General features: G+C 54.1%; 17 protein-coding genes. 10 read left to right on the forward strand and 7 right to left on the reverse strand.

Annotated features, from left to right (window positions below; all coding sequences use genetic code 11):
• Nucleotides 1-434 precede the first annotated feature (434 nt).
• Nucleotides 435-1,556, forward strand: a complete 1,122-nt coding sequence (locus ACMYSK_RS16270) for a JmjC domain-containing protein (RefSeq protein WP_434636872.1) — start codon at nucleotides 435-437, stop codon at nucleotides 1,554-1,556.
• Between the two features lie 56 nt (nucleotides 1,557-1,612).
• Here ACMYSK_RS16270 and ACMYSK_RS16275 read toward each other — a convergent pair whose 3' ends face one another.
• Together ACMYSK_RS16275 and ACMYSK_RS16280 are read right to left on the reverse strand one after the other, a co-directional pair.
• A complete protein-coding gene (locus ACMYSK_RS16275) occupies nucleotides 1,613-3,064 on the reverse strand; it encodes a Cu(+)/Ag(+) sensor histidine kinase (RefSeq protein ID WP_434636874.1) in 1,452 nt (483 codons plus the stop codon).
• Complete coding sequence (locus ACMYSK_RS16280) at nucleotides 3,054-3,737, reverse strand: copper/silver response regulator transcription factor (protein WP_434636875.1); 684 nt, start codon at nucleotides 3,735-3,737, stop codon at nucleotides 3,054-3,056. Before ACMYSK_RS16280 ends, ACMYSK_RS16275 begins: the two co-directional genes overlap by 11 nt.
• Before the next feature lie 173 nt (nucleotides 3,738-3,910).
• Between ACMYSK_RS16280 and ACMYSK_RS16285 the strand changes: the two genes are divergently transcribed.
• The 5 genes from ACMYSK_RS16285 (at nucleotide 3,911) to ACMYSK_RS16305 (ending at nucleotide 10,816) form a co-directional block, all read left to right on the forward strand.
• On the forward strand, nucleotides 3,911-5,296 hold the full coding sequence (locus ACMYSK_RS16285) for an efflux transporter outer membrane subunit (protein WP_434636876.1): 1,386 nt from the start codon (nucleotides 3,911-3,913) through the stop codon (nucleotides 5,294-5,296).
• A 29-nt stretch (nucleotides 5,297-5,325) separates the two neighbouring features.
• On the forward strand, nucleotides 5,326-5,673 hold the full coding sequence (cusF, locus tag ACMYSK_RS16290; RefSeq protein WP_434636879.1) for a cation efflux system protein CusF: 348 nt from the start codon (nucleotides 5,326-5,328) through the stop codon (nucleotides 5,671-5,673).
• Nucleotides 5,674-5,717: 44 nt separating this feature from the next.
• Nucleotides 5,718-7,001 (forward strand): efflux RND transporter periplasmic adaptor subunit, encoded by a 1,284-nt coding sequence (locus ACMYSK_RS16295; protein ID WP_434636881.1) that lies wholly within the window; start codon nucleotides 5,718-5,720, stop codon nucleotides 6,999-7,001.
• A gap of 11 nt (nucleotides 7,002-7,012) precedes the next feature.
• Nucleotides 7,013-10,168, forward strand: coding sequence for a CusA/CzcA family heavy metal efflux RND transporter (locus tag ACMYSK_RS16300; RefSeq protein ID WP_434636883.1), 3,156 nt, complete (start codon nucleotides 7,013-7,015; stop codon nucleotides 10,166-10,168).
• A gap of 78 nt (nucleotides 10,169-10,246) precedes the next feature.
• Complete coding sequence (locus ACMYSK_RS16305; protein WP_434636885.1) at nucleotides 10,247-10,816, forward strand: DUF2867 domain-containing protein; 570 nt, start codon at nucleotides 10,247-10,249, stop codon at nucleotides 10,814-10,816.
• An 11-nt stretch (nucleotides 10,817-10,827) separates the two neighbouring features.
• Here the strand turns inward: ACMYSK_RS16305 and ACMYSK_RS16310 are convergent, their stop codons facing one another.
• Both ACMYSK_RS16310 and ACMYSK_RS16315 read right to left on the reverse strand, forming a co-directional pair.
• On the reverse strand, nucleotides 10,828-11,808 hold the full coding sequence (locus tag ACMYSK_RS16310) for a DMT family transporter (protein ID WP_434636888.1): 981 nt from the start codon (nucleotides 11,806-11,808) through the stop codon (nucleotides 10,828-10,830).
• 144 nt (nucleotides 11,809-11,952) lie between these two features.
• On the reverse strand, nucleotides 11,953-12,135 hold the full coding sequence (locus ACMYSK_RS16315) for a 4-oxalocrotonate tautomerase (RefSeq protein ID WP_434636889.1): 183 nt from the start codon (nucleotides 12,133-12,135) through the stop codon (nucleotides 11,953-11,955).
• Nucleotides 12,136-12,251: 116 nt separating this feature from the next.
• Here ACMYSK_RS16315 and ACMYSK_RS16320 point away from each other — a divergent pair, with 116 nt between their 5' ends.
• The gene (locus ACMYSK_RS16320; RefSeq protein WP_434636891.1) at nucleotides 12,252-13,145 is read left to right on the forward strand and encodes a LysR family transcriptional regulator; all 894 of its coding nucleotides are present in this window, start codon (nucleotides 12,252-12,254) and stop codon (nucleotides 13,143-13,145) included.
• 112 nt (nucleotides 13,146-13,257) lie between these two features.
• On the opposite strand, the gene uxuA is transcribed toward ACMYSK_RS16320, so the two are convergent.
• Nucleotides 13,258-14,328 carry a mannonate dehydratase gene (uxuA, locus tag ACMYSK_RS16325; RefSeq protein ID WP_434636892.1) on the reverse strand — a complete coding sequence of 357 codons (1,071 nt, stop codon included), beginning with the start codon at nucleotides 14,326-14,328 and terminating at the stop codon, nucleotides 13,258-13,260.
• A 457-nt stretch (nucleotides 14,329-14,785) separates the two neighbouring features.
• Here uxuA and uxaC point away from each other — a divergent pair, with 457 nt between their 5' ends.
• Both uxaC and ACMYSK_RS16335 read left to right on the forward strand, forming a co-directional pair.
• Complete coding sequence (uxaC, locus tag ACMYSK_RS16330; protein ID WP_434636894.1) at nucleotides 14,786-16,192, forward strand: glucuronate isomerase; 1,407 nt, start codon at nucleotides 14,786-14,788, stop codon at nucleotides 16,190-16,192.
• Nucleotides 16,193-16,214: 22 nt separating this feature from the next.
• Complete coding sequence (locus tag ACMYSK_RS16335) at nucleotides 16,215-17,759, forward strand: MFS transporter (RefSeq protein ID WP_434636896.1); 1,545 nt, start codon at nucleotides 16,215-16,217, stop codon at nucleotides 17,757-17,759.
• Between the two features lie 87 nt (nucleotides 17,760-17,846).
• Here ACMYSK_RS16335 and pspE read toward each other — a convergent pair whose 3' ends face one another.
• Nucleotides 17,847-18,185: a thiosulfate sulfurtransferase PspE gene (gene pspE / locus ACMYSK_RS16340; RefSeq protein WP_434636898.1), complete on the reverse strand. Its 339-nt coding sequence runs from the start codon at nucleotides 18,183-18,185 to the stop codon at nucleotides 17,847-17,849.
• Between the two features lie 220 nt (nucleotides 18,186-18,405).
• On the opposite strand from pspE, the gene ACMYSK_RS16345 reads away from it, so the two are divergent.
• Nucleotides 18,406-18,564 carry a YqaE/Pmp3 family membrane protein gene (locus ACMYSK_RS16345; protein ID WP_434636900.1) on the forward strand — a complete coding sequence of 53 codons (159 nt, stop codon included), beginning with the start codon at nucleotides 18,406-18,408 and terminating at the stop codon, nucleotides 18,562-18,564.
• A 240-nt stretch (nucleotides 18,565-18,804) separates the two neighbouring features.
• Here the strand turns inward: ACMYSK_RS16345 and cspE are convergent, their stop codons facing one another.
• Nucleotides 18,805-19,017 (reverse strand): transcription antiterminator/RNA stability regulator CspE, encoded by a 213-nt coding sequence (gene cspE / locus ACMYSK_RS16350; protein ID WP_031520308.1) that lies wholly within the window; start codon nucleotides 19,015-19,017, stop codon nucleotides 18,805-18,807.
• Nucleotides 19,018-19,162: the final 145 nt, after the last annotated feature.

Here is a 19,162-nt window from a genome sequence, read left to right on the forward strand (position 1 = left end):
CTTTCCTCTTTCAGAGTCAACCCTTAAGTTCAGGATTTTTTCTCTTCCGACCCGGCTTAATCTGTGAAGTTGTTCACATTTGCCGTGTCAGTGGGAGCGCATTATAGGGAGTTCTGTTTGTATGGCAAGCGTTAAAATACAAAAAACTTATCAAGCGCTCATAATTTGAACTTTTCTGTTTCCAGCCCGGTTAACTAAAAACGAACAAACCCAGTAACCACGCGGCTTACAGCGCAAATCAGCCAAAATACCGTTTGGCGAAAAAATTCGATCGCGGTATTTGCCGCCCGTATTTTTTCCCTCTCTTTCTTTAATACCATCACAGTGCGCTACTGCTTATGGCGAATTAAGCAGCTGGATTGACTCATGACAAAGCGCCCGCAGCCGACTCCTTTCTATAATCAGGCCCGTTTCTACATTACTGGTGTGAATCTATGGCTTATCAACTGAACATCAACTGGCCCGAGTTTTTAGAGAAGTACTGGCAAAAGCAGCCGGTGGTATTAAAGAATGCTTTCCCGAACTTCGTCGATCCGATCACCCCGGACGAGCTGGCGGGTCTGGCCATGGAACCGGAAGTCGACAGCCGGCTGGTCAGCCTGGTGAACGAACAGTGGCAGGCGAGCAACGGCCCGTTCGAACATTTTGATGGTCTGGGCGAAACCGGCTGGTCGCTGCTGGCGCAGGCGGTAAACCATTGGCATATGCCGGCTGCCGAGCTGGTACGCCCCTTCCGTGTCCTGCCGGACTGGCGTCTTGATGATCTGATGATCTCATTCTCCGTTCCCGGCGGCGGCGTTGGCCCACACATCGATCAGTATGACGTCTTTATTATTCAGGGAATGGGCAGCCGTCGCTGGCGCGTGGGTGACAAGCTGCCGATGCGCCAGTTCTGTCCGCATCCGGCGCTTCTGCATGTCGATCCTTTCCCACCGATTATCGATGAAGATCTCGAGCCGGGCGATATCCTTTATATCCCACCAGGATTCCCGCACGACGGGATCACCCACGAGACGGCACTGAACTACTCCGTTGGCTTCCGCGGACCGAACGGTCGTGACCTGATCAGTAGCTTTGCCGACTACGCGCTGGAAAACGATCTTGGCGGCGAGCACTACAGCGATCCTGACCTCACCTGCCGCGAACATCCGGGCCGGGTAGAAGAGTACGAACTTGACCGCCTGCGCACGATGATGATCGACATGATTAACCAGCCGGAAGACTTTAAGCAGTGGTTTGGCCGTTTCGCCACCACACCGCGCCACGAGCTGGATATCGCCCCGGCGGAGCCGCCGTATGCTGAAGAAGAGGTTGTCGATGCGCTGGCGGGTGGCGAAAAGCTGTGCCGTCTGAGCGGATTGCGGGTCCTGCATATCGGCGACAGCTTCTTTGTGAACAGCGAGCAGCTGGAAACGACCGATGCCAGCGCACTCGACGCCTTGTGCCGATATACCACCCTGGGCCAGGAGGAGCTGGGCGATGTGCTACAGAACCCGGCCTTTGTGGCGGACCTCGTACGCCTGATCAATCAAGGCTACTGGTACTTCGAAGAGTAATCTCGCTGCGCTATGTTTGCGTTGCCAAAAGCCTGGTTTTGCCAGGCTTTTGGCATTTACGCTATCTGTTTTGGCAAGGTGACAATAAAGCGCGTTGAGCGACTGTCGGACTCCACCACCACGCTGCCATGGTGCGCAGTGATAATAGACTTCACGATCGCAAGGCCAATACCGCTGCCCTCGCCTTTACGCTGACGGGAAGGATCGACGCGATAAAAACGGTCAAACAGCCGGGGTAAGTGCTCAGCCGCAATCGGTGTACCAGGATTTTCCACCACCAGCTTCGCCTGTCCTGCGCTTTCGCTGACTCGGATCGTGACCGCCTGCTGGCCCGGGGTATAGCGAATGGCGTTTGACAGCAAATTACTGATCGCCCGGCGCAGCATGAGCGGATCGCCGGTTACCCAGCAGGCGTTACCCGTCAAACGCAACGTCACCTCCTTCTCCTCCGCCCAGGCTTCAAAGAAGTCGAACACTTTGTTGACCTCATCGGCAAGATTCAGCGCTTTCTGCTCAGGGATCAGCTGATTGTTGTCCGCCTGCGCCAGAAACAGCATGTCGCTCACCATCCGTGACATCCACGAAAACTCTTCCAGATTGGAATACAGCACATCTTCCAGCTCTTTCTGGCTACGGGTCTGGCTGAGCGCGATTTCCGTTTGCGTCACCAGGTTGGTAATCGGCGTGCGGATCTCATGGGCAATATCGGCAGAAAAGTTGGACTGGCGGGTAAAGACATCTTCAATACGTTCCAGCATATGGTTAAACGAAATCACCAGCCGCTCCAGCTCCACCGGAACACTCCCGGGGTTTAACCGGACGTCGAGATCTTTGGACGTGATATTTTGAATTTGCCGGCTGACCTGGCGGATCGGCTTGTGTCCCTGATACACCACGAACAGCACAATAAAGATGATAAGAATGCTGATAACCGACGCCGCCGAAATCAGCTTCGCCTTCAGCTCGTTAATATAATGCAGATGAAAATCAATCGATAACGCCATCAGCAGGTGATAAGCCGGTTTGCCTTCTGCCGTTTTACCGAGCGGCAGCATAATCAGTCGCCAGGCGCGGGTTTGCATCTGATGATTATCATGCGTCATCGCCCGCGGGTGTGGATCGGTCCACGAAATTACGCTCCCGTCCTGCAACCGGGCCGCCAGCCCGGAGGTGCTCATGATATGGCTCAGGTCCGGGCCATTCGGCGACTGAAAAAGGATATTCCCGTTGGCATCATCGAGGCAGATAAAGACATTGGCATAACCATCAATCACGTTTTTTAAAATATCCAGCCGCTGTTCCTGCGAATACTCGCCGTGGTTAAGCACCGTTTCAAGCGTTGTGGCCAGCTGTTTTAAGTCGTGAACGTCACGTTCCTCAAAATGCGCTTTGACCGAATGGATCATTATCCAGGTGAACGCAAAGAACGCCACAATCGTGGCCAGGCTGATAAAAAACGTCAGCCGCGAGGCCAGCGAAAAAGGCCGCTGAAACAGCTTACTCGCCATCCGGTACCTCAAGCATATAGCCCACGCCGCGCACGGTCTGGATTAGCTTCGGCTCAAAGTCATTATCGATTTTGGCCCGCAGCCGTTTGACCGCCACATCGATGGCGTTGGTATCACTGTCAAAGTTCATATCCCAGACTTGAGAAGCAATCAGCGAACGGGGCAGCACTTCTCCCTGATGACGCAGAAAGAACTCCAGCAGCGTGAACTCTTTACTGGTCAGGGTGATACGCGTTCCAGCGCGGGTGACTTTGCGACTCACCAGATCAACAGACAAATTCGCCGCCTGAAACTGGCTTTCAACCATTGTCGATGTACCGCGGCGTAGCAAGGTTCTGACTCGCGCCAGCAGCTCGGCAAACGCAAACGGCTTCACCAGATAGTCATCAGCTCCCAGCTCCAGCCCTTTCACCCTATGCTCAACGGTGCCCAGGGCGGTCAGCAGCAAAACAGGCATGCCTTTATTGGCAGCGCGCAGCATTCTGACAATATCCCAGCCGTTCACATCCGGCAGCATAATATCGAGAATCAGCAGGTCATAATCGCCAGTCATCGCCAGGTGATAGCCGTTCAGACCGTTATCGGCCAGATCAACGACAAAACCGGATTCCGTCAGCCCTTTGGTCAGGTACTCACCGGTTTTCTTCTCATCTTCGACGATCAAAATCTTCATGACATGCTCCTTCACGCGCCTTTTGTGCGGGTTTCCAATTCTAGTGGAGACAAACCGGATAGCAATGAATTCTCAGGAAAATGACAGCTTTGTCATTTTCCTGTCACGCGTCGAACAGAGGCCGTTTTGTAAAGTACCCGTCATTCATTCATCGCCAAAAAACGTCCTGCTCTATGCGCAAATTAAAGCTCATCACGCTCAGCGTTATGTTTGTTCTGACCGGCTGCCTGTCTTTAGCACCGGAGTACCAGCAGCCGGCCTCGCCGGTGCCACAGCAGTTCTCGCGCAGCCAGAACAAGCTGGTCGCGATGCCGGCAAGCTATCAGGATACCGGCTGGCGGACGTTTTTCGTCGACCCGCAGGTAAAGGCGCTGATTGGCGAAGCGCTGCTGACCAACCGGGATTTGCGCATGGCGACGCTCAAGGTTCAGGAGGCGCGAGCGCAATATGGCGTCACTGACGCCGACCGCTACCCGCAGCTGAATAGCGCCGCCAGCACCACCTACGGCGGCAAGCTCAAAGGCGATACCACCACCAACAGCGATTACCAGGCCGGACTTAACCTCAGCTTCGATCTCGATTTCTTTGGTCGGCTGAAGAACTTAAGCGAGGCGGACCGGCAAAACTATTTCGCCAGCGAAGAAGCCCGCCGGGCGGTCCATATCTTATTAATCTCGAATGTCTCGCAGAGCTATTTCAACCAGCGCCTGGCCTGGGCTCAGCTGCAGGTGGCCCGGGAAACCTTGCAGAACTATCAGCGCTCCTACGCATTTGTTGAGAAGCAGCTGCTGACCGGCAGCACCAACGTTCTCGCGCTGGAACAGGCCCGTGGGGTTATCGAAAGCACCCGCGCCGATATCGCCAAACGCGAGGGTGAACTGGTGCAGGCCAACAACGCCCTTCAGCTGTTGCTGGGCAGCTATCAGCATCTGCCCGATGATGCGGCCAGCAGCCTTCTCGATATTAACGGCGTCGCCTTACCCCCGGCGTTGTCATCGCAGATCCTGTTGCAGCGCCCGGATATTTTAGAAGCCGAGCATGGTTTACGCGCCGCCAACGCCAATATTGGCGCCGCGCGCGCGGCCTTTTTCCCGTCGATTACCTTAACCAGCTCGGTGTCCGGCAGCAGCGCAGATCTGTCCAGCTTATTTAATCCCGCCAGCGGGATGTGGAATTTCGTCCCCAAAATCGAATTGCCGATTTTTAATGCCGGACGTAATCAGGCCAATCTCGATCTCGCCGAAATCCGCCAGCAGCAGTCGGTGGTGAACTACGAGCAAAAAATCCAGGCCGCCTTCAAAGATGTTGCCGATGCGCTGGCCCTGCGCCAGAGCCTGGCTGACCAAATCAGCGCCCAGCAACGCTACCTCTCCTCACTGCAAATTACGCAGCAGCGTGCCAGGGCGCTCTATCAGCACGGCGCGGTGAGCTATATCGAGGTGCTGGATGCCGAGCGTTCTTTGTTCACGACGCAGCAAACCCTGCTGGACCTCAACTACGCCCGCCAGGTCAACGAAATCAAGCTATTCACCGCCCTGGGTGGCGGCTGGGTGGAATAAATTTTCATTAACTTTCAGGAGTATGAATCATGAATAACATCGCTAAAACGATCATTTTCGGCCTTCTTTCTACGGTAATGTTCGGCGCACAGGCCAACGAGCATCAGCATGGAGACATGATGAATACCGCGCCAGCCGCGCAGCAGACGCAGGCCATCAGCGCCACCGGCGAGGTCAAATCTATTGATATGGAAAACAAAAAGGTCACCATCGCCCATGATGCCATTCCCGCGGTGAACTGGCCGCCGATGACCATGCGTTTCACTTTTACCCCGCAAACGCCACTCAATGACATCAAAGCCGGCAGCAAAGTCGCCTTTACCTTTATTCAGCAGGGCAACCTCTCCTTATTACAGGATATTCATCTCGCGCAATAACGCCCCACGGAGATAACCCCAATAATGTTGATATGGATACAGATATGGCATCGTTAACCCTCAAAAACAGCGCGCTGATTCTCGGCAGTATGCTTATTGGCGGCATTATCTCCGCAAGCCTGTACGCCCATTTTTCGCCTCCCGCTACCGATAGCTCGTCCCCAGCTGGTGCAAAAGAGGCCCGTAAAGTGCTGTTCTGGTATGACCCGATGTACCCCAATACCCGCTTTGATAAACCGGGAAAATCACCGTTTATGGACATGGACCTGGTGGCGAAATACGCCGATGAAGAGAGCGCATCCTCTTCCACGCCCGGCGTGCGCATCGATCCCACACAGACCCAGAATCTGGGGTTAAAAACCGATCCCGTTCGCCGTGGCCCGCTGCATTTCTCTCAGCTACTCCCGGCGAGCGTCAGCTTTAACGAATATCAGTTTGTGATTGTCCAGGCCCGCTCCGCGGGATTTATCGAGAAGGTCTATCCCTTGACCGTCGGCGATAAAATTCGCCAGGGTACGCCGCTTGTTGATCTGACTATTCCGGACTGGGTCGAAGCCCAAAGCGAATATTTACTGCTGCGGGACACCGGCGGAACCGCCACTCAGGTGGAGGGGATCCTTGAGCGCCTGCGCCTCGCCGGTATGCCGGAAGAGGATATTCGCCGCTTAAAAGCCACGCGCAAGATTCAGACCCGTTTCACCCTCAAAGCGCCGATCGATGGCGTGATCACCGCCTTTGATTTACGCAGCGGGATGAATATCACCAAGGACAACGTGGTGGCGAAAATTCAGGGGATGGACCCGGTGTGGATCAGCGCCGCAGTGCCGGAATCTATCGCGTGGCTTCTCAAAGACAGCTCGCAGTTTACGATCTCCGTTCCGGCCTGGCCCGGGAAAACGTTCACCGTCAGCAAATGGACGATTCTGCCCAGTGCCGATGCCACGACCCGCACGCTACAGCTGCGCCTGCAGGTAGAAAACCCGGATGAGGCGCTCAAACCGGGGATGAACGCCTGGCTCAAGCTGAATACCCAAAGCCAGCCGATGCTGCTGATCCCGTCAAAAGCGCTGATCGATACCGGCACGGAGCAGCGGGTGATCACACTCGACAACGACGGACGCTTTGTCCCGAAACGCATCGAGGTGTTCCAGCAATCCGACGGCATGACGGCGGTACGCGCCGGCCTCAGCGAAGGCGAAAAAGTGGTCTCCAGTGGGTTGTTCCTGATTGATTCAGAAGCCAATATTTCCGGCGCGCTGGACAGGATGCGCGCACAGACGCCTGCCGCGGCGCCAGCGCCTGCGGAATCCGCATCCCACGCCCACTGAGGAAATGACAAATGATTGAATGGATAATCCGTCGCTCGGTGGCCAACCGTTTTCTGGTGATGATGGGTGCGCTGTTTCTCAGCCTGTGGGGCGCGTGGACAATAGTCCATACCCCGGTCGATGCTCTGCCCGATCTCTCAGATGTGCAGGTGATAGTAAAAACCAGCTATCCAGGACAGGCTCCGCAAATCGTCGAAAACCAGGTCACCTGGCCGCTGACCACCACCATGCTCTCGGTCCCGGGGGCTAAAACGGTGCGCGGCTTCTCGCAGTTTGGTGACTCGTACGTGTACGTTATTTTCGAAGATGGTACCGACCCTTACTGGGCGCGCTCCCGCGTCCTGGAGTATCTCAACCAGGTACAGGGCAAGCTGCCGGCGGGCGTCAGCGCCGAAATGGGGCCCGATGCCACCGGTGTCGGCTGGATCTTTGAATACGCGCTGGTCGACCGCAGCGGTAAACACGATCTCGCGGAGCTGCGCTCGCTGCAGGACTGGTTTTTAAAATACGAGCTGAAAACCATCCCCAATGTTTCAGAAGTGGCGTCGGTGGGCGGCGTGGTGAAAGAGTATCAGATTGTTGTCGACCCGCAGAAACTGACCCAGTATGGCATCAGCCTGTCTGCGGTGAAATCCGCGCTGGATGCCTCGAACCAGGAGGCGGGCGGCTCGTCCGTCGAACTGTCAGAAGCCGAGTACATGGTGCGCGCCAGCGGCTACCTGCAAACTCTGGAAGACTTCAATAACATCGTGCTGAAAACTGGCGATAACGGCGTGCCGATCTTTCTGCGCGATGTGGCGCGGGTGCAAATGGGCCCGGAAATGCGTCGTGGCATCGCCGAACTAAACGGAGAAGGCGAAGTGGCAGGCGGCGTGGTGATCCTGCGTTCGGGTAAGAACGCCCGCGAAGTGATCTCCGCCGTTAAAGACAAGCTCGACACGCTGAAAAACAGCCTGCCAGCAGGGGTGGAGATCGTCACGACCTACGATCGCAGCCAGCTGATCGACCGGGCGATTGATAATCTCAGCCACAAGTTGCTGGAGGAGTTTATCGTCGTGGCACTGGTCTGCGCGCTGTTCCTGTGGCACATCCGCTCTGCCCTGGTGGCCATTATCTCCCTGCCCCTCGGCCTGTGTATCGCCTTTATCGTGATGCATTTTCAGGGGCTGAACGCCAATATTATGTCGCTGGGCGGTATCGCCATTGCCGTAGGGGCGATGGTCGACGCCGCCATCGTGATGATCGAGAACGCTCATAAGCGGCTGGAGGAGTGGGAACACCGCAATCCGGGGCAAAAGCTGGCTAACGACACGCGCTGGAAAATTATCACCGACGCCTCGGTGGAGGTTGGTCCGGCGCTGTTTATCAGCCTGCTGATTATCACCCTGTCGTTTATCCCGATTTTTACCCTCGAAGGGCAAGAAGGGAAGCTGTTTGGCCCCCTCGCCTTTACCAAAACCTGGTCGATGGCAGGCGCCGCGCTGCTGGCGATCGTGGTGATCCCGATCCTGATGGGCTTCTGGATCCGCGGCAAGATCCCGGCAGAGACCAGCAATCCGCTTAACCGTTTTCTGATCCGCATTTACCATCCTTTATTACTGAAGGTCCTCCACTGGCCGAAAACCACGCTGCTGGTTGCGCTATTGTCGATCCTGACAATTATCTGGCCGCTTAACCGGGTCGGCGGTGAGTTCTTACCGCAGATTAACGAAGGCGACCTGCTGTATATGCCCTCGACGCTGCCGGGGATCTCGGCCGCCCAGGCGGCGGATATGCTGCAAAAGACCGATAAGCTGATCATGACGGTACCGGAAGTGGCTCGCGTGTTTGGCAAAACCGGTAAGGCGGAGACCGCCACCGACTCCGCGCCGCTGGAAATGGTCGAAACCACGATCCAGCTCAAGCCGCAGGCGCAGTGGCGACCGGGAATGACCATGGAAAAAATTATCGAGGAGCTGGATAAGACCGTGCGCCTGCCGGGGCTGGCCAATCTGTGGGTGCCGCCGATTCGTAACCGCATCGATATGCTCTCAACCGGGATTAAAAGCCCGATCGGTATTAAGGTTTCCGGCACGGTGCTGTCCGATATCGACGAAGTCGCCGAGCGGATCGAGGTTGTCGCCAGAACCGTGCCGGGCGTCACCTCGGCGCTGGCGGAACGTCTGGTGGGCGGGCGCTACCTGAATATCGATATCAACCGCGAAAAAGCCGCCCGCTATGGGATGACCGTAGGCGACGTTCAGCTGTTTGTATCGTCGGCCATCGGCGGTGCCATGGTGGGTGAAACGGTAGAAGGCGTCGAACGATATCCGATCAACATCCGCTACCCGCAAAGCTATCGCGACAGCCCGGAAGCCCTGCGCCAGCTGCCGATCCTCACCCCGCTGAAGCAGCAAATTACGCTCGGCGACGTCGCAGAAGTGAAGGTGGTGACCGGCCCCTCGATGCTAAAAACCGAAAACGCCCGTCCGGCAAGTTGGATCTACATCGACGCCCGGGATCGCGACATGGTCTCCGTGGTTCACGACCTGCAAAAGACCATCGCCCAGCAAGTGAAGCTGAAGCCCGGCATCAGCATCTCCTACTCCGGGCAGTTTGAGCTGCTTGAACGCGCCAACCAGAAGCTGAAGCTGATGGTACCGATGACGCTGATGATCATCTTCGTGCTGCTCTATCTGGCTTTCCGCCGCTTTGGTGAGGCATTGCTGATCATTACCAGCGTGCCGTTCGCCCTCGTTGGCGGGATCTGGTTCCTGTACTGGATGGGGTTCCATCTGTCCGTTGCCACCGGCACCGGATTTATTGCGCTCGCCGGGGTGGCGGCGGAGTTTGGCGTGGTGATGTTAATGTACCTGCGCCACGCTATTGAAGCCCATCCATCGTTGGAAAATCCGCAGACCTTCAGCGTCGAAAAGCTCGATGAGGCGCTGTATCAAGGGGCGGTACTGCGCGTACGCCCGAAGGCGATGACCGTGGCGGTCATTATTGCCGGTCTGCTCCCTATCTTATGGGGAACGGGTGCGGGGTCGGAGGTGATGAGCCGTATCGCCGCACCGATGATTGGCGGGATGATCACCGCCCCGCTGCTGTCACTGTTCATTATCCCGGCGGCGTATAAGCTAATGTGGCTGTACCGGCACCGACAGACACGGAAAGCATTATCCTGAAAACCTGATATCCTGAGGGCGCCCGGCCGGTGCCCTCATTAATTACATCTGGATAGCACGACCCGCGCTCGCAATAAAATGGCAACGCATTACACTGGCTATCCGACTCTCGCCGACACCAGAGGGATTGCCTTGCAAACCATTCGTATCGTGCCGTTACCCGGTGAAAGCCGGATCGTGAATCTCTTTTCATCTCCCGAACTTGCGGATGCGTTCGCCATCACCCTGCCGTCTGATGCACCTTCAGATATCAATATCCTGGCTCATCAGGTTCTGGCGAGGCCACCGCGCTGGTTCAGATGGTTGCTGGCCTGCCGGGATCTTATGGTTAAACCCTTCGGGATCCAGTCTTCCGCTCAGATGCGGGCAAAGCTGGTCGCGGACGGTATCCCACATATTGATTTCTTTCCGGTGCTCGCGGTAGAGACCAACGAGCTGATCGTCGGAGCCAATGACAGCCATCTGGATTTCAGGATCGCAATTCTGACTCGTCACCGCGGCGAGACGCAGGAAAAAGAGGTGGTGCTGGCCTCGGTAGTACACTGCCACAACCGGACGGGGAAGCTGTATATCATGCTGATTGCTCCTTTCCACCGCCTGGTGGTCCGCGCCATGCTCAAAAGAGCCGCGGCGCGGAGCTGGCGATAGCGGCAAAGCAATCAATCACACCGCGAAGGGAGTTCTCTTTGCGGCACTGGCCGGACAGGCATCACTGTTTGCACGCGACGATAGCGTAAATAGAGGTTATTCAGGATTAACGCAGCGCCGGTGAGGCATGCACCGATAATTTCCGGCGCCGTGGGCGCGACGCCGGCCATTGCCGAAATGGAAAACGCAGTCAGGGGAACCACGTCCATAAACAGCACGCCATTCATCGGCGTCAAAACTTTATTTCCCATATTCCAGCACAAAATACCGATAAAACCAGCAATTATTGCCGTATAAAAAACATGGGGAATAATAAAGATAAAATCAGCAGACGCCGGAGCAGATACCGCACCACTAATATACAGCCCGGCAGTCAACGCCAGGATACTCGTCATCCCAAGGCCGGTCGTCATTGCCGTATATTTTAACGGCGACCAGTGAGGGAAAAATCCCGCCCCTACCGTATAAATCACCCAGCACAGCGCCCCCATAATAATCAATGCATTGGCTGCATATCCGCCAGGATTACTGACCAGACTGCCGTAGTGCCCTTTGGTAATAACGGTGAGAACGCCAAAAAATGACAGCATAATTAATCCGACGGAGAGCGCGGGCGGCATGACCCGGCGAACTATCCCGTTAACAAGAATCCCCAGCATCGGCATCGTGGCCATCATAATAGACGCCGTCAGCGCACCATCCTTCCCGGCCATCTGCTGGCCCGCAAAAACAAAAAAGCCAAAACCGACAAACCCCGCAGAGCCCAGCAGCCACGCCAGACCTGTGCGCTGCCCTTGCAGGCTGAAGCCCTGCCCACCTTCACGCAGCGCGAGTGCAATCATTAACGCCAGTCCGGCAAATCCGTAGCGCAGCGCGGTAAAGGTGTAAGGATCGCATCGCGTCAGGGCGCTGGTCATAACAGGGAACGTCGCCCCCCAGGATAAAGTGGCAAACAGGCAGCAAATAACACCGGTCGCATAGGTATTTTTCATCGCGATATATCCAATAAACATCCCTGCAACGGTATTGATTTCCACCGGCAGAGAAACAACAGTACGGGAAAATATTCAGCAGGATGGCACCACATTTTAGCCGGCACAGCTATTCTGCACCGGCGAGGGAAGCGTGCGCGAAAACTATTCCGTGGGTAATACGCCCCCTTTAGCCCAATGGGTTTTAGGTATTTCGATAATGACGACATCGACGCTTTCCGGTTTGCATTTGAGTGTTTCCACCGCTATCCGGGTTACCTCACGAGCAAAGTCACGTTTTTGTTCAGGCGTGCGGCCTGGCTGTAATTCCAAACGTAAAACAGGCATATATTTCTCTCCGATTAAGACACCCGGCTGGGGTCGATAAATTTATCTTTGCCGAAACGTGAGGACGAATAAATGTGTGTTAGGTTGATTGAATCAGAACCTACAGGTTGTTAATCATGGATAAACTTGCCGGGATGGAGATGTTTGTCAGGGTTGTCGAGTGCGGCAGCTTTACCGCAGCGGCCGATATCAGCGATGTATCGGCCACCATGGTTGCCAAACAAATCAGGGCGATTGAACAGCGGTTAGGCGCACGTTTGTTGCATCGGACGACTCGCCGCCAGCAGCTGACCGAAGTTGGGCAGCTTTACTATGAACGCTGCCGACGCGTGCTGGCGGAGTTTTCTCTTGCCGAGCATAGCGCCATGGAGCTGCAATCTACTCCCAAAGGGCTGGTGCATATGGTGGCGCCGGTCAGCTTCGGTTGCCAGATTCTGGTGCCGGCACTGAGCGTCTACATGACGCAAAATCCAGACGTCAACGTGATGCTGACGCTGGATAACCAGACCCCCAATTTGAGTCACGGGAATATTGAGCTAGGTATTCATATCGGCGAGATTCACCAGCCGGATATCGTTGCCCGACCGCTGCACGCCTATCGCCGTATTCTTGCCGCCTCTCCCGACTACCTCCGCCAGCACGGGACGCCGACGCATCCGGATCAGCTGAGCCACTTTAGCTGTCTGGGGATATCCTACTGGATACATCAGGATCGCTGGGAGCTGATGGGCCCCGATGGCGAGATATTTAAAGCGGAGGTCAAAGGTCGGTTTATGTCTAACCAGGGCCACGCACTGAGGATTGCCGCCCTTAACGGCTGCGGTATCGTGCTGCAACCGGAGTCGCTGCTGAAGGAGGATATCGCCAAAGGGCGCCTGGTGCCGGTGCTGCCCGACTGGTCCTATAAACCAACGCCGATGTATCTTATTTATCAACAGGATACACGACCATCAGCCAAGCTACGCAGCGTGATTGATTTTCTGATTCAGCGCTTTGGTGCTCAGCCATAAGCAAGCACCCAACGGGAACAAACCGGTTCTGACCAAACGCTGCGCCAGCCCGGTCCACTATTGCGACGACAAATGCCATCTACCGGGAGCCAGCGGCCCCCGGCTGACGGATTTATTGCGACGTCTTCTCGAGCGCTTCCCACAGCCCCAGCAGATAAGTCACCCCTAACGCGCGGTCGAAAAGGCCGTATCCCGGGCGCCCGGTCTCCCCCCAGATAAAGCGCCCATGGTCAGGGCGAATATAGCCGTCAAAGCCGTTATCGTGGAGAGCCTGCATGACGCGATACATATCCAGCGAGCCATACTGCGACGGATGAGCAGATTCGTAGAAATCTTTATCCTTAATCAGTTTGATATTACGCACATGGGCAAAATGGAGACGCTTGCGACGCGTAAATTCGGCAAGAATTTCATAGACGTTATTACTCGGATCTTCCGCAATCGACCCGGTGCACAGCGTAATGCCGTTCGCCGGTGAATCCACGGCATCGCAAATCTTCGTCAGGTCATCATGGTTTTTGACTACCCGCGGGAGGCCAAAAATAGAGTACGGCGGATCGTCCGGGTGAATGGCCATTTTCACACCCACTTCCTCGCATACCGGGATAATTTCTCTGAGGAAATAAAACAGATTTTCCCGCAGTTTATTATCATCAACGCCGTTATAGCGGCCGAACAGCTCCTGTACTTTGGCCAGCCGTTCAGGCTCCCATCCCGGTAATGCAAAGCCGTTGGCGTTATCGAGTACCTCTTTGACAACCTCTTCCAGGCTTTTATCAATGCCGTGCTTTTCGAAGGCCATGGTCAGCGAGCCATCCGGCAGGACGTAATTCATATCGGTCTTCATCCAGTCGAATACCGGCATGAAGTTATAACAAATGACCTTAACGCCAAAGCCCGCCAGGTTACGGATCGTTTGTTTATAATTTTCTATGTAGCGATCGCGTTCCGGGGTGCCGATTTTGATGTCATCATGAATGTTGACGCTTTCAATCACTTCCATTGTCAGGCCCGCGGCATGGGCCTGGTCAACGAGGGCCTTAATTTTCTCAACCGGCCAGACTTCTCCGGGAGCAACGTCATACAGCGCCCCGACGACACCTTCCACACCCGGCACCTGCCGGATATATTCCAGTGGGATTTTATCTTCCTGTGGCCCAAACCAGCGCATTGTCATCTGCATTTTGTATCCGCCTTAATCGTTGCATCTGTGCATGTTAACGAGGTGTACCATACTAGTATTGATAGCATATGCAGTAATTATCTTTTGATCAACCACCTCGTCAAAAAAGGATGGCCCCGCCATAAAAAGAATGACGAGATAAGCGAGTACCGTTTGTATATCGGATTAATTGTTTTTATTTTGTAAAACACGATGATGATTTATTTTAAATTTAATGAGACCCACAGCCTCTTTATTTTTAACAGGCAAATAAATTCATCAGCCTGCATTTTTAGCCATGAATACCTTTAGCGAAATAACATGCGTTAAGTCACAATTTTATTATTACGTCTTGTATGGTAGTAGACATGCAGTAACGGGGAAGCTTACCCTCAACGCCATTAAGTCCTGTCATACACCGCCCCCGACGTCAAACAGGGGGATTCGTAGCGAAAGAAACATCGTGCACGGAGTAGTTATGTCACTGATAAAAAACAGCTTCATGATAAACAACGCACCAGGTCAGCGGCTGTATTCTGAGGTAGCAAAAGCGTTACCGATTATTGATTACCACTGCCATCTTGATGCCAAAGCCATTTGGGAAAATAAACCGTTTACGGATATGACGCAGCTATGGCTGGAGGGCGACCATTACAAATGGCGGGCGATGCGAGCTAATGGAATACCTGAACAAAAAATTACGGGCAATGCTTCCGCCGAAGAAAAATTTGAAGCATGGGCGCAAACCGTCGAAGCCAGTTTTGGGAACCCTCTCTATCACTGGACCCATCTTGAGCTGAAACATTATTTTTCTATCGACGAAACGCTGAATAGCAAAAACTGGCGCGATATTATGGCGCAGTGTAATGCACAATTACGCCACGACGATTTTTTACCCCAGGCGCTCATCCGCCGTTCAAACGTTGAAGCACTGTGCACAACCGACGGACCGCTCGACGATCTGGAATACCATCGGCTGCTGGCGGCAAAAAGTGATTTTACCCCTCTCGTTTTACCCACTTTTCGCCCTGACGAACTGTTTGACACCTGCCCCGAGCGCTTTCTGACATTTATCTCCCGGCTGGCGCAGAAAACCCAGCTGGCGATAACCTCGCTGGATCAATTCCTGGCCGCTCTCGAAGCGCGTATTGATTATTTCCACAGCACGGGCTGCCGGGTATCTGACCACGGTCCGCTGGAGATCCGTTTTTCCCCGCTTGATGAGGCCGGACAGACCGCGCTGTTCCAGCGTCGGCTGGCGGGAGAGGCCCTGAATGACCAGCAGCTTCAGGCCTGGGAAAGTATGATTTTTATCGCGCTGGGCAAAATGTACAAACAGCGCGACTGGGCAATGCAGATTCACTTTGGCGCCATTCGTAATAACAACGCGACCATGTTCAACAAGGTCGGCATCAACTGTGGTTTTGACTCTATTGGCGATCAGACTCACCTTGCGCAAAGCCTGAACGCGTTGCTTAACGCCATGGTGGAGCATGACGGCCTACCCAAAACCATTCTTTACAACCTCAACGCCAGCTACAACGACGTGGTTGCCTCAACACTCGCCAACTTTCAGAGCGGCGAGGATGGGATGAAATCACCGCTGCAGTTCGGTTCCGGATGGTGGTTTAACGATACCCGACGCGGGATGGTCAACCAGCTTAATACGTTGGCCGATCAGGGGCTGCTTGCCAACTTTATCGGCATGCTCACCGATTCCCGCAGCTTCGTTTCCTACCCCCGACACGATTATTTCCGCCGGATCCTCTGTGACCTGGTTGGTAGTTGGGTAGAGAGAGGCGAAGTGCCAGAAGACCGCGCCATCCTTGACGCCATGATCCGCGGTATTTGTGTGGACAACGCCCGCCGTTATTTTCGTTTTTGATCGTCAGAGACAGGGATAAAGCATGACCCGTAAAAACAGAAAGGTAACTATCCCCGTCAGTATCGGCTACGGTCTGACGGACATCATGGGCGGCGGTGCATTTACCGTTATCGGCGCGTGGCTGCTGTTCTTCTATACCACGTTTGTCGGCCTGTCGCCGATTGAAGCGGCGTCGATTGTGGCGATTGCGCGTATCGTCGATGCTATCGTCAGCCTGTTTATGGGCAGCTTCACCGACCATTTTTATAAAAACTATTTGGGTAAGAAATTTGGTCGTCGCCGGTTTTTCCTGCTGATCGGCGCACCGCTCATGCTGGTTTACGCCCTCCTGTGGCTGAATGGCATGAACTACTGGTTCTATCTCGCGGTGTATCTGGCCTTTGAAATCATTGCCGCCATGGTGCTTATCCCATGGGAAACGCTGCCTTCAGAGATGACTAAAGATTTTAATGGCCGGACCAAACTTTCCACATGCCGTATGTTCTTGTCAGCATCCGGGACCTTTCTCGCAACCTTTATTCCCGGTCTGCTGATTGCCGCGCTGGGCGAAAACAACGCCGATGCGTATCTGATCAACGGCGTGGTATTTGCCGTGATGTTTATGATCTGCGTGTTTATTTCGTGGAAAGTAACCTGGGAACGCGAGCTGACGCCGGAAATGCTGGCAGAACTGGATAAAGAGCAGAAGCCGATGAGCGGCGCCGAAAAACTGGCTGCTTTTGGCAATCTGTTCAAGGAGTATGCTTCGACTCTGAAAGTCCGTGCGTTCCGTAAGCACCTGGCGATTTATCTGTTCTCCTTTACGGCGAAGGATGTCTACAACACCGTATTCGTCTTTTTCTGCGTCTACTGCCTGCAGGTCTCCTCTTCGCTGGCGGGGTCGCTGCTGTCGATGAGTATCGTCGGGCTGCCGGTGACCCTGGCGGCTGGCGTGGCGATCATTAAGTATGGTCCGTCTCGTCTTTATATCTTTGCCTATAGCCTGATGCTGCTGTGCCTGGGTGGTTTTTTCCTGGTGTATCAGTTCCCGACCGACAACAAAGTGATGCTGCTGGTGATCCTCGCCGGCGTTTACCAGGTCGGTCGCTGCGTACTGGAATTTACACCGTGGAACGTCTTCCCGTTTATTCCCGATATTGACGAGATGATCACCCGCCAGCGTCGTGAAGGGCTGTTTGCCGCCGTCATGACCTTCTCACGGAAAACGACGGTCGCCATCGCCACCTTTGCCGTGGGCCTGCTGTTGCAAAGCGGCGGCTTCGTAAAAGGCAGCCTGTCGCAGCCGCAGGAAGCGATTAATACCATCGCGACGCTGCTGTTTGCCGGGACCGCCGTGCTGTTGCTGATTGCTCTGTGGCAGGCACTGACCTTCCATCTGAACAAACGTACGCACAAGATTTTTGTCGATGAGATTGAGCGCCTGAAAGCCAACGGTCTTAAACAGGACGTCACGCCTGAAGCGCGTCATGTTGTCGAAGACCTGACGGGTTACAGCTATGACACGCTGTGGCGTGATACTCCGCCCGTACGGGCAAAAGCGGGAGAGCCGACCTCAATACTGAACTGACAGTCGCCGTGCGGCAGCGGTATTACGCCAGTTGCCGCACGGTGCTTTTTGTGTCCGGCAGGCTTCAATGAAGCCAGGGAAAGCAGACTATTTCACCATCTTCTGTGTTTTTTCGACATCCTTCAGCCCGCCTTCATTGATGGCGTTCTTATACCCCATGCTCTGCAACATTTTTTCTGCCTTCCCGGACTGGTTGCCGGTATTGCAGTACAGATGCAGCGTGTCATTCTTATCTTTTGCCACCTCGCTGATGTGTGTATCCAGCTGTTTCAGGGGAATATTCACCGCCCCTTCCACATGCGTTTCCTGAAACTGATCTGGGGTACGGACATCAATCCAGTGCTCGGCTGCCCACAATGATGTGGACGCCATCAGAATCGCGCCGGTCAGGATCGTTTTTTTCATTACCCGGGTCAGATTAACCATGACGACAGTTCTCCTTGTTTATTTTCCATAGTCACCGGAAAACATACTAGTGAAGGCATCTCGGGCGATCTTTGACATCATCAGGAAAATGGCGATAAACCCAATAATTATTGATGTGAGCGAAGGGGCAACCCGGCAGGCAAACTGGCAAGCTCAGCTAAAATTACTATGCTTAAAGACAACATCATCTGTTCCGCCGTTGATTTTATAGGGAGCGTATATGGGGTTCTGGAGAATTGTTATAACGATTATTTTACCGCCGCTTGGCGTATTGCTGGGTAAGGGGTTCGGCTGGGCATTTATTCTGAATATTGTGCTGACATTACTGGGCTATATCCCTGGTCTGATTCACGCATTCTGGGTACAAACGCGCGATTAATCGATATCACCATGACGGCGCATCGGCGCCGTTTGTTTGTGCCCGGCGCTTTTTGTCTGTTACTTATTTTCACCTTTATAGGGTTACCTGCCCGCATTAAGCAGGAACAGACTGTAATCCGGTGAAATACAGGCAACAAAAAACCCGCACTTGGCGGGTTCATTTTATCATCAGCAGAGCTTATCTGCTCAGGCCATTGCCTTCATCGCTGTTGTAAACGTCGCTGATAATGGGTGCAGCTTACAGCGGGGTGACGTTGCCAGCTGCCGGGCCTTTAGCACCATTTTCAATGGTGAAAGATACCTGCTGACCTTCATCAAGGGTTTTGAAGCTGTCACTCTGGATAGCAGAGAAATGTACGAATACATCTTTGCTGCCGTCGTTCGGAGTGATAAAGCCAAAACCTTTATCTGCGTTAAACCATTTTACTAAACCAGTCATTTTATTAGACATAGATACTTCCTTAATTAATGAGCCACTAAGCGCGGCGATGATGGCCTGTATTTAGAGTTACTTATTTGGCACTTAGGAGGAGGCTCACGACGAAGGGTATCTGTGGATAGCACTTGAACTGAGGACTGCTTTACTAAAACTGCTT

Source organism: Klebsiella sp. I138, assembly GCF_051131765.1.
Classification (GTDB): Bacteria; Pseudomonadota; Gammaproteobacteria; order Enterobacterales; family Enterobacteriaceae; genus Klebsiella.

Excerpts from the sequence above, each read along its gene's own strand:
- ACMYSK_RS16270 (WP_434636872.1), top strand. The coding sequence starts at position 435 with ATGGCTTATCAACTGAACATCAACTGGCCCGAGTTTTTAGAGAAGTAC.
- ACMYSK_RS16275 (WP_434636874.1), bottom strand. The coding sequence starts at position 3,064 with ATGGCGAGTAAGCTGTTTCAGCGGCCTTTTTCGCTGGCCTCGCGGCTG.
- ACMYSK_RS16280 (WP_434636875.1), bottom strand. The coding sequence starts at position 3,737 with ATGAAGATTTTGATCGTCGAAGATGAGAAGAAAACCGGTGAGTACCTG.
- ACMYSK_RS16285 (WP_434636876.1), top strand. The coding sequence starts at position 3,911 with ATGCGCAAATTAAAGCTCATCACGCTCAGCGTTATGTTTGTTCTGACC.
- cusF (WP_434636879.1), top strand. The coding sequence starts at position 5,326 with ATGAATAACATCGCTAAAACGATCATTTTCGGCCTTCTTTCTACGGTA.
- ACMYSK_RS16295 (WP_434636881.1), top strand. The coding sequence starts at position 5,718 with ATGGCATCGTTAACCCTCAAAAACAGCGCGCTGATTCTCGGCAGTATG.
- ACMYSK_RS16300 (WP_434636883.1), top strand. The coding sequence starts at position 7,013 with ATGATTGAATGGATAATCCGTCGCTCGGTGGCCAACCGTTTTCTGGTG.
- ACMYSK_RS16305 (WP_434636885.1), top strand. The coding sequence starts at position 10,247 with ATGGCAACGCATTACACTGGCTATCCGACTCTCGCCGACACCAGAGGG.
- ACMYSK_RS16310 (WP_434636888.1), bottom strand. The coding sequence starts at position 11,808 with ATGAAAAATACCTATGCGACCGGTGTTATTTGCTGCCTGTTTGCCACT.
- ACMYSK_RS16315 (WP_434636889.1), bottom strand. The coding sequence starts at position 12,135 with ATGCCTGTTTTACGTTTGGAATTACAGCCAGGCCGCACGCCTGAACAA.
- ACMYSK_RS16320 (WP_434636891.1), top strand. The coding sequence starts at position 12,252 with ATGGATAAACTTGCCGGGATGGAGATGTTTGTCAGGGTTGTCGAGTGC.
- uxuA (WP_434636892.1), bottom strand. The coding sequence starts at position 14,328 with ATGCAGATGACAATGCGCTGGTTTGGGCCACAGGAAGATAAAATCCCA.
- uxaC (WP_434636894.1), top strand. The coding sequence starts at position 14,786 with ATGTCACTGATAAAAAACAGCTTCATGATAAACAACGCACCAGGTCAG.
- ACMYSK_RS16335 (WP_434636896.1), top strand. The coding sequence starts at position 16,215 with ATGACCCGTAAAAACAGAAAGGTAACTATCCCCGTCAGTATCGGCTAC.
- pspE (WP_434636898.1), bottom strand. The coding sequence starts at position 18,185 with ATGGTTAATCTGACCCGGGTAATGAAAAAAACGATCCTGACCGGCGCG.
- ACMYSK_RS16345 (WP_434636900.1), top strand. The coding sequence starts at position 18,406 with ATGGGGTTCTGGAGAATTGTTATAACGATTATTTTACCGCCGCTTGGC.
- cspE (WP_031520308.1), bottom strand. The coding sequence starts at position 19,017 with ATGTCTAATAAAATGACTGGTTTAGTAAAATGGTTTAACGCAGATAAA.